Raw genomic sequence first — 15,110 nt, forward strand, 5'->3', positions numbered from 1 at the left:
GCCCGGAATGGCGGACCGTCTCGCGGTCCACCACCCCGGGCCGAAGGGCGTCTGCCGTCCCGTCAGTCGGTCAGCTGGCGGTGCAGGTGGGGGTCTGGGTCGGCGCGGTGCCGTTGCCCTGGAACCCGAACTCGGTCACCTGACCGGCAGCGAGCTGACCGTTGTAGTCGACATTGGCGAACCGCACCGTGCCGGTACTACCCGAAGCCGTCGCCGACCACGTACCCGTCACACTCGAACCACCCGGCAACGTCACACTGACGTTCCACCCCCGGGTACCCGACGAACCCGCGGTCACCTTCACCGCGACCACGAAACCACCCGGCCACGAATTCGCCGACACCGAAGCCGAACACCCACCCGGACCCGGCGGCGGAGTCGTCGGGTTCGGCGGAGGCGTGGTCGGGTTCGGCGGCGGGGTCGTCGGGTTCGGCGGAGGCGTCGTCGGGTTCGGGGTGCCCTGGAACTGGGCGAAGAACCGCCAGATCTCGCCCTTGGTCCAGGTGTTGACACCGCTCTCGGCGTAGGTGCCGTCGACGGGGCCTGGCATGTGTCCGTTGTCGAACGCGGCCCACTGCACCGGGTACCCGGCCCGGCAGCCCGAGTAGGCGGTGGTGATGTGCGTCCGGCTGCCCGGCGCCGGCTCGCGCGGGCTCTGGGGGGTACAGCCGTTGTTGCGGACGAACGTGTCCCGCAGCGCCCGGCCCTGGGAGATGCTGAGCACGGTGTCGCTGATGCCGTGCAGCCCGAAGTACGCGATGGGCTGGGTGCCGCCGCTGCATCCACTGATCTGCGCGCCGCTGATGACCGCGACGGCCCGGAAGACCGTGGCCCGGGCACAGGCGAGCGCGTAGCTCATGCCGCCGCCCCAGCTGAACCCGAGGGCGAAGCGCTGGGTGGTGTCGACGCAGAGGTCACCCTCGATGCGACGGATCATGTCATCGACGAAGGTGACGTCCTCGCCGCCGGCGTTGCCCCACCCGCCGCTGAGGCCCTGGGGCGCGACCAGGATGGCGGTGTTGTTCGACTGTTCCAGCTGGCCGTAGTAGGACCACGCGGCCCCGCTGGTGCCGCCCGAGTCGATCTCGGTGGCGGTGCCGCCCCGCCAGTGGAACGCGAAGATCAACCGGTACTGGTTGTTGTTGTTGTAGTTGTTGGGCATCCGCAGGATGAAGCTGCGGCTCTTGCCGTTGCTCTGGATCGTGTGGGTGCCGCTGCGCAGCGTCGGGGCCTTGCCGCAGCCGGCGGTCGCCGCCGCGGCGCCCACGTCCGCGACCGGCTTGGCGGCACCGAGGCCACCGTTGAGCGTGACACCGCCCGCCGTCACGACGAGCAGGGCCGCCAGCGCGATGGGACCGGAGAAGAACCTGGATCTCAACATCGACCACTCTCTCTTTGTGGATCGAATTTCACATGTTGGGGTCAGCTGGCGGTGCAGGTGGGGGTCTGGGTCGGCGCGGTGCCGTTGCCCTGGAACCCGAACTCGGTCACCTGACCGGCAGCGAGCTGACCGTTGTAGTCGACATTGGCGAACCGCACCGTGCCGGTACTACCCGAAGCCGTCGCCGACCACGTACCCGTCACACTCGAACCACCCGGCAACGTCACACTGACGTTCCACCCCCGGGTACCCGACGAACCCGCGGTCACCTTCACCGCGACCACGAAACCACCCGGCCACGAATTCGCCGACACCGAAGCCGAACACCCACCCGGACCCGGCGGCGGAGTCGTCGGGTTCGGCGGAGGCGTGGTCGGGTTCGGCGGCGGGGTCGTCGGGTTCGGCGGAGGCGTCGTCGGGTTCGGGATGCCCCCGCCGGCGTTGAGCGCGTTGAGGACGGCGTCGTACGCCGGCTTCTTGTTGCCGTTGCAGTCGAACAGCAGGGCGTTGTCGGACCCTCGCCACGAGTCGCAGTCCCGCACGCCCCACACCGTGATGCCGGTGCAGCGCGACACGTTCATGCAGGCCCGGGTGACCGCGCCGAAGATGTTGGCCTGGTTGCTGCCGGTCATGACGTCCAGCTCGGTGATCTGCACCTCCACGCCGAGGTCGGCGAAACGCTGCAGGTTGGCCTGGTAGTCGCTCGCCAGGGAGGTGCCCAGGTGGGACTGGAAGCCGACGCAGTCGATCGGCACGCCCCGGGACTTGAAGTCGCGCACCATGTTGTAGATGCCTGTCGACTTCGCGTTGATCCCGTCGGTGTTGTAGTCGTTGTAGCAGAGCTTCGCGCCCGGGTCGGCGGCCCGCGCGGCACGGAACGCCGCCTCGATCCAGTCGTTGCCGGTGCGCTGGAGGTTCGAGTCGCGCCGGGCGCCGCTGCCACCGTCGGCGAACGCCTCGTTCACCACGTCCCAGGCGTAGATCTGCCCCCGGAAGTGGGTGGCGACCTGGGTGACGTGGTTGATCATCGCGCTGCGCAGGGCGCTGCCGGACATGTTCTGCGCCCAGCCCGGCTGCTGCTGGTGCCAGAGCAGGGCGTGGCCCCGCACGCTCATCCCGTTGGCCCGGGCGTGATTGACGAGGCGGTCACCACCGCTGTAGTTGAACTGCCCCGGCTGCGGCTCGGTGGCGTCCCACTTCATCTCGTTCTCGGCCACGACGCTGTTGAACTCGCGGTTGAGAACCGTGGTGTACGTGCTGTTGGAGAGTTTGCCGGTGGCAACTGCGGCGCCGAAGTAGCGACCCTTCTCCGCCGAGGCCGCCCTCAGGGTCGTCCCCGCACTGGCTGCGGGGGCCAGTGCCACCGTCATGCCGGCGGTGAGTGCGCCAGCGACAGCGAGAGTCACCGTCGCCGTCAGGGCTCTCTTGCGTCTCATGTCGATTCCTTCTCGGTGATGTTGCAGCGGTGGTGGTGAGGTGCCCGATTCGCTCCCGGTGGGGCGGCCCCGCAACGGCCGTGCGAAACGCCGCACGGTCGTCGGGGTGCTGCCAGCGGAGCACGCGCCGAAAGGGAGCCATGAATCCCTTTCGCAGAGGAAATCCGGGCGGACAATCCTGAAACGGTCACTTCTACCGCACACGAAGCCCGTCGCGCCGTCGCCGGCAACTGCTGATGGGAGTCCTGACACGACGTCCCGCATGCCCGCTGGGGAAGTCGTGATCCCGAGGTTGAACCAGCAAGGCCCGCCCGGTGGGCCAGAGAAGTGTCACCCTCGACATCGACTCTGAGCGATAACAACACCATTCGTCAAGTCCTGCCGAATCCCGTCAACCCGGCCACCGCCGCCCTGCGGCAGGCCCGACTCGCCGGTTGCGATCCCGGGCGCTCCGCCACGGCGTCGGACCTGGTGAACGAGGAGCGCGGCCCCCTTGCGGCAGCCCGATGGAGGAAACCCCTCCCGCCACCGAGGGTTTGCCAGCGGCGGGACAGAGAGCGTTACGTTCCCGATGAATCCGTCGGCCAGGGCAGGCACCCCGCTGCGCGGCAACCGCCCGAGCCATGGTTCGGCTCTGCCTTAATTCATCCTCCGCTGTTTCCACCGCGGCGGCACGGCGGTGGCGGAGTTCAAGGCCGCCGACGACCGCCCCAGCGGCGGCGTCACCCGCTGCCGGAACGGCCAGCCGTACGGCATCGGGCTGCTGGCCACAATCACGATCGACCACGTCCGGCCCGGCCCGGTACCGCGCCGCCCCGGGCGGCCCGGCGACCCGTGACCGTGCCGCCGGGCCGCCCCGCCGGTCGGGCAGTCGCGATGGGCGTGGCGGCGGTCAGGAGACCGCGGCCCTGACCAGCTCGACGACCTTCCTCTCGACGGCGGGGCTCCACGCCCGCAGCGCGTACGCCACCGGCCACAGGTCGCCGTCGTCGAGGTTGGCCGCGTCCTGGAAGCCGAGGGTCGAGTAGCGGTAGTTGAACTTGCCCGAATCCTGGAAGAAAACGACGATCTTGCCGTTCGCGTCGGCGTAGGCGGGCATCCCGTACCAGGTCTTCGGCGACAGCTGCGGGGCGGCAGCGGTCACCGCCACGTGGACGCGCTCGGCCAGCGCACGGTCCTGCGGCGCCATCTGCGCGATCCGGTCGAGGACCGCCTCGATCCCGTCGGCCTTCCTGGCTCCCTTCCTGCCCTCGGCACGCAGCTCGGCGGCGCGCTCCTTCATCGCGGCACGCTCCTCGGGGCTGAAGCCGTCGGACGCGGACGTGGACTCCTTGGCGGACATTCTGGGCTCCTTGCGCCAATCAGGGCTCGGCGGGATGCCGGCTACCAGGGAAAAGGCTAGGCCCGACGGCATACCGGCGCTTCTCGATTCCTGATCGGTCCGCCGACCCGGGCGCGGCACCCGGGCGCGGCACCCGACCAGCGGGGGCGGAAGGAGAAGGTCATGGCACGCGCACGTCACCGTGCATTCCGGCGAGGAGGTCGGAGGTGGTGTGGGCCGCGATGCCGGGCTGCGCGCTGTCGGTGAACCGCGCGACGACCGCGCGGACGTGTCGCTCGGCGGGTTCGGCGAGGCCGTCGTAGACCGCCGAGAACAACTCGCGGGCCGGCTGCCTGAGCCATCCCGCCGGCAGGAGGTCCAGGGGTAGCTGCGGATCGAGGGTGGGAAAGCGCCGGTACGTGTCCATGACCTCGGTGCGCGCCCGCACCGCCGCCGCGCCGTCGATCCCGCCGGATTCCACCCCGGGCAACAGCGGGGTCCACCGCCGCAGGAACTCCTGGTAGTGCCGGTTGATCGCCGCTATGTCCCAGGCCTCGATGGGAGCGCGGTGACCGGTCCCGTCGAGCGTGGCCTGCTGTGCGCGAAACACCGTGACGGTGCCCGGGGCGAGCTGGGCGAGCCGCTCCCGCGCCTTCGGGGTCAGGTCGCACGGCGAGATCCACAACCCGTCGTACAGCGGCGCGTAGCCGAGCCAGCGGAGCTGACCGCGCAGGGCCCGCCGCTGCGCGCTCCGCTCCTGCGGCAGCGAGAAGGCGACGATCGTCCAGCGCCCGTCCCAGGGCGCCGCCGGGGCGGTGGAGTCTAGGATCCACCTTCCTCCGCCGACCAGGCTGGCGGCGGCGGCGCGGCTGAGCCGGTAGGCGCTGCGCCGCCCCTGCCGGCTGCCCTCCAGTACGCCTCGACGGGCCAGCCGGCTGATCGCGGCACGGGCACCGGCCGTGCTCACCCCGGCCTCCGCGAGCAGCGCGACGATGGCGGCGGACGGAATCGCGGCGCGGGTTCGCAGGGTGTAGTCCGCCAGCAGGGTCACGGTGACCCCCTGGGGCGAGTTGCCGGCCTGCCGGCGGGGTAGCCGGAGCGGATGCCCGTCGTCCGGATAGATCTCCTCGATGCTGAACGGGCTTGCCACAGGCGCTCCGGGCTCGAATCAGGGACGGGGTAACGACTGTAGACGGGCCGCTTCGGGCCGGGCTCGCTGCGGCGGGGCAGCCCGACGACCTCCACTGATCGAGGTGAATCGATTGACACTTGCTGGACCGGAGGGAACACTAAATGCTACGCGAGCCTTACGGAGCCGGCAGGGCGAACACACGTAGTGGGCGATACGCGATCCCGCGGGAAGCCGGGCGTACCCCGACCGGGACGCGCATGGCCCGATCCCACCCCCGCACAGGTGACCGAAGGAGTCGTCCCCGTGACAATCAGAAGGAAACTGCTGCTCGGCCTGGCCACGGCGCTGGTGGCCGCCGGCCTCGTGGCCCCCACGCTCCAGCCCGCGTACGCGGCGTCGCTGACCGAGGTGACCAGCTTCGGCGACAACCCGGGCCGCATGCGCATGCACATCTACGTGCCCGACTCCCGCCCGGCCAGGCCGGCGACGGTCGTGGCCATGCACCCCTGCGGCGGGTCGGGCCCCGCCTTCTACTCCGGCAGTGAGTTCGCCGCCCTGGCCGACCGGTACGGGTTCATCGTGATCTACCCGACCGCGACCCAGCAGGCCGGCTTCGGCAACTGCTTCGACACCTGGTCGGACGCCGCCAAGCGCCGCGGCGGCGGCAGCGACCCCGTGTCGATCGTCTCGATGACCCGCTACGCGCAGCAGCAGTACGGCGCCGACCCCGACCGGGTCTACGTCACCGGCAGCTCGTCCGGCGGCATGATGACCAACCAGATGCTGGCCGTCTATCCCGACGTGTTCAAGGCCGGCGCCGCGTTCATGGGGGTCCCCTACAACTGCTTCGCCGGTGCGGCGGACTACCCGCCCGGAAGCAGCCAGTGCACCGGCGGGAACATGAACCGGACCCCGCAGCAGTGGGGCGACGCGGTCCGCCAGCAGGCCTACCCCGGCTACTCCGGCCCCCGCCCGCGCGTGCAGTTGTGGCACGGCACCAACGACACTCTCGTGCCGTACAGCCTGCTCCAGGAGACGATCGAGCAGTGGACCAACGTGTTCGGGCTCAGCCAGACACCTACCTCCACCGACACCCCGCAGGCGGGCTGGAACCGCCGCAGGTACGCCGACACCAGCGGCACCGTCCAGGTCGAGGCCTACAGCATCCAGGGTGCCGCGCACAGCCTGCCCGCCGGCGGCATGGCCGCGTCCGCCATCCAGTTCTTCGGCCTGACCACGCCGCCGAGCCCGACCACGCCGCCCACCCCGACCACGCCGCCGAGCCCGACCACGCCGCCCACCCCGACCACGCCGCCCACCCCGACCACGCCGCCGGGCTCCGGCGCCTGCGCCGTGACCGTCACCATCAACGCCTGGAACACCGGGCTGACCGAGAACATCACCATCACCAACACCGGCACCGCTGCCGTCAATTGGCTGGTCCCTGACCTTCGCGCTGCCCGGCGGGCAGACGATCACCTCGGGCTGGAACGCCTCCTACTCCCCCGCCTCGGGCCAGGTGACGGCCAGGAACGTCGCCTACAACGCCGGCATCCCGGCCAACGGTTCGATCAACATCGGCTTCCAGGCCACACACACCGGTAACAGCGCCAAGCCGAACTCGTTCACCCTCAACGGCGCACCCTGCACGGTCGCCTGACGGCGGCGAGCTCCGGGGACCCTTACGCCCCGCGTACGTCCCCGGAGCACCGCGCCGCCGCGCACCCGCCGCCGTACGCGCGAACCGGGGAGAAAGTCCCTCGTCCCGCCCCTGCGCCGTTTCCATCATATCGGCGGGTCAAGCGGTCCGAATCGTCCCTGATGCCGATCTTGCGGCCCCGGCCGGCGCATATTCTCAACCAGTCCGAGCCGGCCGCGCGCCGCCGAGCGCGTAGACCACGGCCGCCGTGCCCGCTCCTGCCCTGACCTCTCAGGCGAGCGGACCTCGGGCAGGCCCGCCGGGACGACCTGCGCCGCGGCGCGGACCGGCACCGCGCAGAAGACGCACAGGAAGACGGGGGCAGCATGTCCGAAGCAGCACACCAGATCGCCATCGAGCAGCAGGTCGTCGACAAGGTGTACGCGCGCCTTGAGGTCATGCGCGAGCAGGCGAGGGAGCTGAGCGAGGAGGGGCACGGCCGCGCCGGCTCCGGACCGGCCACCGGCCTGGTCGAGCGGGATGCCATGGTCCTGCACGCCGCCGCGAGGGTCGCGGACCTGGACGGCCAGGAGGAGGGCATCGTCTTCGGTCGGCTGGACTTCGACGACGGCTACACCTACCGCATCGGCCGGCTGGGCGTACGCGACGAGGACCGGGAGCCGCTGGTGGTGGACTGGCGTGCGCCCGCCGCCGCCCCGTTCTACCGCGCCACCCCCGGCGAGCCGCTCGGCGTGCAACGCCGCCGCGTCGTCACCTGCCAGGGCCCCCGGGTGGTCGGCCTCGACGACGAGGTCCTCTCCGCGAAGGACATCGAGGGCGTGGTCGGCGAAGGGGCCCTGCTCACGTCGCTGACCCGGGCGCGTGGCGAACACATGCGCGACATCGTCTCGACGATCCAGCGCGAGCAGGACGAGGCGATCCGCGCACCCGCACACGGCGTCACCCTGATCACCGGCGGTCCGGGCACCGGCAAGACGCAGGTGGCCCTGCATCGTGCCGCCTACCTGCTCTACACCGACCGAGGAAGGTTCACCGACGGACGGGTGCTGGTGGTCGGCCCGTCGACGGTGTTCACGGAGTACATCGGCAGGGTGCTGCCCGGCCTCGGCGAGGACAGCGTTCACCTGCGCTCGATCGGTGAGCTCTTCGACGGCGTCGTCGCGACCCGGCGGGACCCCGCCGAGGTGGCCAGGTCCAAGGGCGACCTGAGGATGGTGCGGGTGCTGGCCGACCTGGCCTGGGACACCCCGCCGAACGCGCCGGACCATCTGCGCACTCTCACCGCCGACGACCTGGCGAAGGCCCGCATCGAGATCCGAAGGAGATGCGAGGCCAGAGGCAGCAAGGTCAACGACGCCCGGCCGGAGGCGGCGAGGGTGCTCTCGGAGCTGCTGGGCGGCAGGGAGGTGCCGGACGCCTTCCTGAACGCGTGGTGGCCGCCGCTGACCCCGCAGGACGTCCTTCCCGCACAACACGGCGAGTGGTCGGTGGACGACGTCCCGCTGCTCGACGAGCTGGCCGAGATCCTGGGCAGGCCAACGAAGCCGACCGGAGCCGCACCCGAGTGGCAGCCACGTGAGCTGCGCAGCGGGGCCCGGCTGGCGGAAACCTTCGTGCTGAGCTGGAGCCTCAACGACGGTTGGCAGCTCTTCGCGCCCGGCCTGCCCACACCGATCGCGCTGTCCGGCCAGTCCATCGACCACAACGGCTACTGGGCCGCCCAGCGCTGGGCCGCCGCGATCATCCTGCGCGAGGGGCACCAGGTGGTGAGCTGGATCGACGGCTTCGACCCGTACGGCGAGGAGGGTTACGTGCCGGTGCTGGCCGAGCCGTTGCCGGTGGCCGAGACCGAGGAGCCCGTCGACGACGCGTACCTGCACGTCATCCTCGACGAGGCGCAGGACCTGTCGCCGATGGAGTGCCGGATGATCGCCCGCCGCGCCGCCCATGCCTCGATGACCATCGTGGGCGACCTCGGCCAGGCGACGCACCCGCTGGCCGCCGACTCCTGGCCGGAGCTGATGCGGCGGCTGGGCAAGCGAGAGGCCAGGACGCTCGACCTGCCCACCGGCTACCGGGTGCCGCAGGTCATCGCCGACTTCGCCGCCCGCGCCCTGGCGCCCGGGATCACGCCCACCCGCTCCTTCCGGCCCGGCGGCAGGTTGGAGATCCGTCGGGTCGACGACCTGCGCGAGGCGGTCGCGCAGGAGACGGGCACGGTCATCGCGCCCGACCACCTGGCCGCCTCCCTGGCCGCGATTCCGGTCAGCCAGGTCAAAGGACTGGAGTACGACCGCGTGGTGCTGGTGGAGCCCGCCGACATCGTCGCCGCCGAGCCCCGCGGCATGAGCCGTCTCTACGTCGCCCTGACCCGGGCCGTCGCGGAACTGGTCATCCTGCACACCAAGCCGCTGCCGGAGAGTCTGACCCGGTCGCCCCGAGCCAGCCGGCGACCCGGCGTCAGGCTGGTGGAAGCGTCACCGTGACGGTCAGGCCGCCGCCGGGGCGCGGTGCGGCCTCGGCGGTGCCTGCGTGCGCGCGGGCGACCGCCCGCACGATGGACAGCCCGATGCCGAGGCCGCGCGTGCCGGCGACCCGCTCGCGGTTCAGCCGCCGGAACGGCTGGAACAGCGCCTCCACGTCGTAGCCGGGGACGACCGGGCCGGTGTTGGCCACGACCAGCGTCGGATGCCCCGCCACCACGCCGGTGCGCACCTCCACCCAGCCGCCGGCGGGCACGTTGTGCCGCAGTCCGTTCTCCACCAGGTTGTACGTGAGCCGTTCCAGCAGCACCGGGTCGCCCACCGTGCGGGTCTGGCGCAGCGACCGGCGCACCGCGACGTGGGGGGACGCCTGCCCCGCCTGGTCGGTTACGTACCCGGCGATCTCGGCCAGGTCCACCTGGGCGCGTTCGGTCAGCTCGTTCTCCGACTCGACCAGGGTGAGCAGGCCGTCGATCAACCGCTCGTGCCGCTCGTTCACCGACAGCAGCGCCTCGCCGAGACGCCGCACCTCCGCGGGGGCGTCCGGCCGGCTGACCGCCAGCTCCACCAGCGCCCGGTTCAACGTCAGTGGGGTCCGGAGTTCGTGGGAGGCGTTCGCCACGAACCGCCGTTGTCCGTCGAAGGAGCGGTCCAGCCGTTCCAGCATCTGGTCGAACGTGTCGGCGAGTTCGCGTACCTCGTCGCGGGGGCCGGTCAGCGCGATCCGTTCGTGCAGCCCGCGCCCGGCGGAGTCGGTGCTGGCGATCCGGCGGGCCGTCCCGGTGATCTGGTGCAGGGGTTGCAGCGCCCGACCGGCGATCAGCCAGCCGATCACGACGGCCGCCGCCGAGACCACCACCAGCGTGATGCCGCCCTGGGTGAGCAGCGACTCCAGGGCGTCCCGCTTCGCCTCGTACTGCACGTTCTGGACCAACACGCGGATCCGGTCGAAATCCTGCTCGCTTGGCGAGTCGCGGTCGTACGCCGTGGTCCGGTCCGGCAACTCGGCCCGCAGCGGCTGCGGCATACGCTGGTCCACCAGCACGTACGTGACGCCGAGCAGGACGACGCCGGCCAGCAGGAAGAGCCCGCCGTAGACCAGGGTGAGTCGGGCGCGCAGGGTGAGACGCTTCACCGGATCCGGTACCCCACTCCCGGCACGGTTTCCACCACCGGCGGGTCGCCGATCTTCCGCCGCAGCTTCATCATGGTGACCCGGACGACGTTGGTGAAGGGGTCGATGTGCTCGTCCCAGGCCCGTTCCAGCAGTTCCTCGGCGGAGACGACGGCTCCCTCGGCGCGCAGTAGCTCGGCCAGCACGGCGAACTCCTTGCGGGTCAGCGGAAGGTACCGGCCCTCGCGGTGGGCCTCGCGGCGGGCCGGGTCGAGTACGATACCGGCCCGGTGCAGCGTCGGCGGCGCGGCGGGGAGGGCCCGGCGGGTGAGCGCGTGCACCCGGGCGGCCAACTCCAGCAGCGCGAACGGCTTGATCAGGTAGTCGTCGGCGCCGAGGGCGAGGCCGGCGACCCGGTCCCGCACCGCCGCCGCCGCGGTGAGCATCAGCACCCGCGTCCGGCCGCCGGAGTCGACGATCGCCCGGCACACGTCGTCGCCGTGCACCACCGGCAGGTCCCGGTCCAGAACGACGACGGCGTACTCGTTGACGCCCAGCCGCCTCAGGGCGGCCTCGCCGTCGTACGCCACGTCGACCGCGAACGCCTCCCGGCGCAGCCACTCCGCGATGGCGTCCGCCAGCACGTCCTCGTCCTCCACCACCAGCACTCGCACCCGTCAATGGTGCCAAGGCAGGGATAACGCCGCCGTAAACGTGATCGGGTTACGCCCGCGATACACGACATCGGTTGGACTGGCCCGGTCGCCCGGCAGTTGCCCGGGCGCGCGGTCCGGCGAGGGACGCCGGACGCCGGAAAGGACACCGACGATGCGACCGACAATCCTCGCGCTACCCGTGCTGTTGGCCCTCGCGCTGGCCGGCTGTGCCGGCCGGGACGACGGCGGGCGGGGCGTGGCCACTGCCGGTGGCGCCGCCCCGACGCCCTCCGCCTCGGCGAGCGGCACCGGCGGCGGCGACGCCGAACAGCGACTCGAGTTCGCCCGCTGCATGCGGGAGAACGGCGTGAACATGGCCGACCCGGACGCCGGCGACAGGCCGATGTTCCGCTTCGACGACAACGTCGACAAGAGCAAGGTCGAGGCGGCCATGGAGAAGTGCCGCCACCTGCTGCCCAACGGTGGCCAGCCACAGAAGCTCGACGCCGCGCAGTTCGACCAGATGCGAACGATGGCCCGCTGCATGCGGGAGAACGGCGTGCCGGGACTTTCCCGGACCCCGCGCCGGGACGGACGGATCCAGATCCAGCGCGACGCCATGCGGACCGACCCGGACGATCCCACGTTCCGCACGGCGATGGAGAAGTGCCGGCAGCACGCACCGCAGCTCGGGAGTGGCCGGTGACGGCCGGGCGGACCCGTCGTGCCCGGCTGGGGACCGCCGCCGGCGGCGCGGGGCTGCTGTTCGTCGCCGCGGCCGGCGTGGCCGCGGCGGCCGGCTTCGGCGGCGAAGCCGACGGTGACGCCGCCGAAGCCGGCATCGCGCCGCCCGCAAGCGCCACGGTCACCCGGCAGACCCTCGCCGACGCGAAAACCGTCGACGGTGAACTCGGGTACGGCCCCGACCGGACTGCCGCCAGCCGACTACCCGGTACGATCACCGCCCTGCCGGACACCGGTGCCACCGTGTCGCGCGGCCGGGCGCTCTACGCCGTCGACGGCGATCCGGTGGTGCTGCTGTACGGGAAACTGCCCGCGTACCGGATGCTCCAGCCCGGTGTCGAGGGGCCGGACGCCGCGCAGTTCGAGCGGAACCTGAAGGCGCTCGGCTACTCCGGTTTCACGGTCGACGACGAGTACACCTCGGCCACCGCCGACGCGGTCCGCGCCTGGCAGGACGACCTCGGCGTCGCCGAGACCGGCCGGGTCGAGCCGGGCCGGATCGGGTACGCCGACGGCCCCGTCCGGGTGGAGGGCCACCAGCTCGACCTCGGCGCAACCGTCCAGCCCGGGCAGGCGGTGCTCACGTACACCGGCACCGAGCGGCGGGTCACGGCGGAACTCGACGTCGACGACCAGCGCCTCGCCAAGCGGGGCGGGCGGGTCGAGGTCGCCCTGCCCGACGGCCGTCGGGTGGTGGGCAAGATCAGCACGGTCGAGACGATCGTCACGGGCGGTACGGCGGGCGCGGCCGACGACTCAGACGCCGAGACGAAGATCGAGGTGGTGGTGACCGTCGACGAGCAGAAGGCGCTCGCCGGCTTCGACCGGGCCTCCGTCGAGCTGACCTTCACCGTCAGCGAGCGGCCCGACGTGTTGACCGTCCCCGTGGCCGCGTTGCTGGCCCTGGCCGAGGGTGGCTACGGCCTGGAGGTCCTCGACGGGAAGAGCAGCCGGATCGTCGCCGTCACCACCGGGCTGTTCGCCAACGGGCGGGTCGAGGTCACCGGTGACGGCGTCACCGAGGGCACGACCGTGGGGGTGCCGCGATGACCGGCGACGTCATCGTGCTCGATCGGGTCGGCAAGCGGTACCCCGGCGGGGTGGTCGCCCTCGCCGACGTGTCGCTGCGCGTCGGCCACGGCGAGCTGGTGGCGATCGTCGGGCCGTCCGGCTCCGGCAAGTCGACCATGCTGAACCTGATCGGCACCCTGGACCGGCCGACGTCGGGAACAGTGCTGATCGACGGGTACGACGTGGCGCGGCTTGCCGACCGGCAGCTCTCCGCGCTGCGGGCGACCCGGATCGGTTTCGTTTTCCAGCACTTCCACCTGGCCCCCGGAGTGCCGGTGCTCGACAACGTGGCCGACGGGCTGCTCTACGCCGGCGTACCCCGGCGGGAGCGGCGACGGCGTGCGGAGGCCGCGCTGCGCCGCGTCGGTCTCGAACGGAGGCTCAGCCACCGGCCACACGAACTGTCCGGCGGCGAGCGGCAGCGCGTCGCGGTCGCCCGCGCGGTGGTCGGCGAACCCGCCGTGCTCCTCGCCGACGAGCCGACCGGCAACCTCGATTCCGCGTCCGGCCAAGCCGTGCTCGACCTTCTGTACGGGCTGCACGACACCGGGACGACGGTTGTCGTGATCACCCACGACCGGGAGATCGCCGCCAGCCTGCCCCGCCAGGTGCAGATGCGTGACGGACGGTTGCGCGCGGACTCGCGGCCGACGCCGAGCGGGGTGAGCTGAGATGGCGGTGCTCTCCACGGACCGGACGGCCAGGCTCGCCCCGGCCCGGATGCCGGCCGCCGACGTCGTCCGCGTGGGCGGGGTCGGGCTGCGGACCCGGCCGCTGCGGGCGTTCCTCTCGGCGCTGGGCATAGCCATCGGCATCGCCGCGATGATCGCCGTGGTCGGCATCTCGTCGTCGTCCCGCGCGGAACTGGACCGTACCCTCGCGGCGCTCGGCACCAACCTGCTGACCGCGTCGCCGGGTCGGACCCTCTTCGGCGGTGAAGCGCGGCTTCCGCCCGAGGCGGTGGCGATGATCGGTCGGATCGGACCGGTGACCCAGGTGACGGCGACGGGCCAGCTCACCGAGGCGAAGGTCTACCGCACCGATCGCATGCCGGCGGCGGAGACCGGCGGGATCGCCGTCCGGGCGGCACAGCTCGGGCTGCTGGACACGATCGGTGCGACGGTGGCCAGCGGCACCTGGCTCAACGAGGCGACCGAACGGCACCCGGTGGTGGTGCTCGGCGCGACCGCCGCCCAGCGGCTCGGACTCGATGCCGCCAGGCCGGACGTGCGGGTGTGGCTCGGCGGCCGGTGGTTCACCGTCGTCGGAATCCTCGCCGCCGTGCCGCTCGCGCCGGAACTGGACAGTTCGGCGCTGGTCGGCTGGGGTGTGGCCGCCAGCCATCTGGGCTTCGACGGCCACCCGACCACCGTCTACGCCCGCGCCGAGGAAGATCAGGTCGAGTCGGTCCGGGCGGTGCTCGGCGCGACCGCCAACCCGGAGGCGCCCAACGAGGTCGACGTCTCCCGCCCCTCGGACGCGCTGGCCGCCGCCGAGGCGACCGACGAGACGTTCACTGGGCTGCTGCTCGGCCTCGGCGCGGTGGCCCTGCTGGTGGGCGGCGTCGGGGTGGCCAACACCATGGTCATCTCCGTGTTGGAACGGCGGGCCGAGATCGGCCTACGACGCGCGCTCGGCGCCACCCGGGGGCAGGTCCGCAGCCAGTTCCTCGCCGAGTCGCTGCTGCTGTCGGCGCTCGGCGGGGCCGGGGGGGTGCTGCTCGGCATCCTGGTCACCACCGGGTACGCGCTCTCCCAGGGCTGGCCGACCGTGGTGCCGGCCTGGGCGACGCTGGGCGGAGTGGTGGCCACACTGGTCATCGGCGGCCTCGCCGGCCTCTATCCGGCGATTCGCGCCTCCCGCCTCGCTCCCACCGAGGCGCTCGCCGCGGTGTAGGAAGGCTCCCGGTGCCGCCCGCGGCACCGGGAGCCCCCGTCGACGCCCTCACCGGGCTGGAATACGCGCCACTGGTGGGGACGACCGGCTCGGTGAACGCGGTCGTCTTCACGTTCACGCTCGCCGACGTCAGACCCGCCGCCGACGCCGTCAGCGTCAGCGTGCCGGTCTGACCCATTCCTCTTCCGTCCCTCGGCGATGCGGGTGCAAGAAATC

General features: G+C 72.0%; 13 protein-coding genes and 1 pseudogene. 8 read left to right on the forward strand and 6 right to left on the reverse strand.

The genetic code is table 11. The features are described from left to right. Positions 1-70: 70 nt before the first annotated feature. On the reverse strand, positions 71-1,381 hold the full coding sequence (locus MCAG_RS03595; RefSeq protein ID WP_036372196.1) for a cellulose binding domain-containing protein: 1,311 nt from the start codon (positions 1,379-1,381) through the stop codon (positions 71-73). A gap of 41 nt (positions 1,382-1,422) precedes the next feature. Beyond that, the gene (locus MCAG_RS03600; protein ID WP_036372198.1) at positions 1,423-2,817 is read right to left on the reverse strand and encodes an endo-1,4-beta-xylanase; all 1,395 of its coding nucleotides are present in this window, start codon (positions 2,815-2,817) and stop codon (positions 1,423-1,425) included. 679 nt (positions 2,818-3,496) lie between these two features. On the opposite strand from MCAG_RS03600, the gene MCAG_RS34385 reads away from it, so the two are divergent. Continuing rightward, positions 3,497-3,655, forward strand: coding sequence for a hypothetical protein (locus tag MCAG_RS34385; protein WP_232290063.1), 159 nt, complete (start codon positions 3,497-3,499; stop codon positions 3,653-3,655). Between the two features lie 54 nt (positions 3,656-3,709). Here the strand turns inward: MCAG_RS34385 and MCAG_RS03605 are convergent, their stop codons facing one another. After that, positions 3,710-4,159 carry an iron chaperone gene (locus MCAG_RS03605; protein WP_007071614.1) on the reverse strand — a complete coding sequence of 150 codons (450 nt, stop codon included), beginning with the start codon at positions 4,157-4,159 and terminating at the stop codon, positions 3,710-3,712. A 160-nt stretch (positions 4,160-4,319) separates the two neighbouring features. Further along, positions 4,320-5,288: a PaaX family transcriptional regulator C-terminal domain-containing protein gene (locus MCAG_RS03610; protein WP_007071615.1), complete on the reverse strand. Its 969-nt coding sequence runs from the start codon at positions 5,286-5,288 to the stop codon at positions 4,320-4,322. A gap of 285 nt (positions 5,289-5,573) precedes the next feature. Here MCAG_RS03610 and MCAG_RS03615 point away from each other — a divergent pair. Further along, positions 5,574-6,930 (forward strand): annotated as a pseudogene (locus MCAG_RS03615) (PHB depolymerase family esterase). A 365-nt stretch (positions 6,931-7,295) separates the two neighbouring features. Beyond that, positions 7,296-9,416, forward strand: a complete 2,121-nt coding sequence (locus tag MCAG_RS03620) for a UvrD-helicase domain-containing protein (protein WP_007071617.1) — start codon at positions 7,296-7,298, stop codon at positions 9,414-9,416. On the opposite strand, the gene MCAG_RS03625 is transcribed toward MCAG_RS03620, so the two are convergent. Further along, on the reverse strand, positions 9,391-10,548 hold the full coding sequence (locus MCAG_RS03625; RefSeq protein WP_007071618.1) for a HAMP domain-containing sensor histidine kinase: 1,158 nt from the start codon (positions 10,546-10,548) through the stop codon (positions 9,391-9,393). The genes MCAG_RS03620 and MCAG_RS03625 overlap by 26 nt on opposite strands. Continuing rightward, a complete protein-coding gene (locus tag MCAG_RS03630) occupies positions 10,545-11,201 on the reverse strand; it encodes a response regulator transcription factor (RefSeq protein WP_007071619.1) in 657 nt (218 codons plus the stop codon). Before MCAG_RS03630 ends, MCAG_RS03625 begins: the two co-directional genes overlap by 4 nt. A 154-nt stretch (positions 11,202-11,355) precedes the next feature. Here MCAG_RS03630 and MCAG_RS03635 point away from each other — a divergent pair, with 154 nt between their 5' ends. Genes MCAG_RS03635 through MCAG_RS32135 form a run of 5 tightly spaced genes read left to right on the forward strand, consistent with a single transcriptional unit; the run spans position 11,356 to position 15,067 of the window. Then, on the forward strand, positions 11,356-11,889 hold the full coding sequence (locus MCAG_RS03635; protein ID WP_036372202.1) for a hypothetical protein: 534 nt from the start codon (positions 11,356-11,358) through the stop codon (positions 11,887-11,889). Further along, positions 11,886-12,977: a peptidoglycan-binding protein gene (locus MCAG_RS03640; protein WP_083802406.1), complete on the forward strand. Its 1,092-nt coding sequence runs from the start codon at positions 11,886-11,888 to the stop codon at positions 12,975-12,977. Before MCAG_RS03635 ends, MCAG_RS03640 begins: the two co-directional genes overlap by 4 nt. Further along, entirely contained in the window at positions 12,974-13,669 is a 696-nt protein-coding gene (locus MCAG_RS03645) for an ABC transporter ATP-binding protein (protein ID WP_007071621.1), read from the forward strand. The genes MCAG_RS03640 and MCAG_RS03645 overlap by 4 nt, the downstream gene beginning before the upstream one ends. Before the next feature lies 1 nt (position 13,670). Beyond that, entirely contained in the window at positions 13,671-14,894 is a 1,224-nt protein-coding gene (locus tag MCAG_RS03650; RefSeq protein ID WP_007071622.1) for an ABC transporter permease, read from the forward strand. An 11-nt stretch (positions 14,895-14,905) separates the two neighbouring features. Then, positions 14,906-15,067 carry a hypothetical protein gene (locus MCAG_RS32135; protein ID WP_157547849.1) on the forward strand — a complete coding sequence of 54 codons (162 nt, stop codon included), beginning with the start codon at positions 14,906-14,908 and terminating at the stop codon, positions 15,065-15,067. The last annotated feature ends 43 nt before the right edge of the window (positions 15,068-15,110 follow it).

The organism is Micromonospora sp. ATCC 39149, assembly GCF_000158815.1.
Taxonomy (GTDB): Bacteria; Actinomycetota; Actinomycetes; order Mycobacteriales; family Micromonosporaceae; genus Micromonospora.

Coding starts and splice junctions, on each gene's coding strand:
- MCAG_RS03620 (WP_007071617.1), top strand. CDS start 7,296: ATGTCCGAAGCAGCACACCAGATCGCCATCGAGCAGCAGGTCGTCGAC.
- MCAG_RS03600 (WP_036372198.1), bottom strand. CDS start 2,817: ATGAGACGCAAGAGAGCCCTGACGGCGACGGTGACTCTCGCTGTCGCT.
- MCAG_RS03635 (WP_036372202.1), top strand. CDS start 11,356: ATGCGACCGACAATCCTCGCGCTACCCGTGCTGTTGGCCCTCGCGCTG.
- MCAG_RS03605 (WP_007071614.1), bottom strand. CDS start 4,159: ATGTCCGCCAAGGAGTCCACGTCCGCGTCCGACGGCTTCAGCCCCGAG.
- MCAG_RS03650 (WP_007071622.1), top strand. CDS start 13,671: ATGGCGGTGCTCTCCACGGACCGGACGGCCAGGCTCGCCCCGGCCCGG.
- MCAG_RS03595 (WP_036372196.1), bottom strand. CDS start 1,381: ATGTTGAGATCCAGGTTCTTCTCCGGTCCCATCGCGCTGGCGGCCCTG.
- MCAG_RS03645 (WP_007071621.1), top strand. CDS start 12,974: ATGACCGGCGACGTCATCGTGCTCGATCGGGTCGGCAAGCGGTACCCC.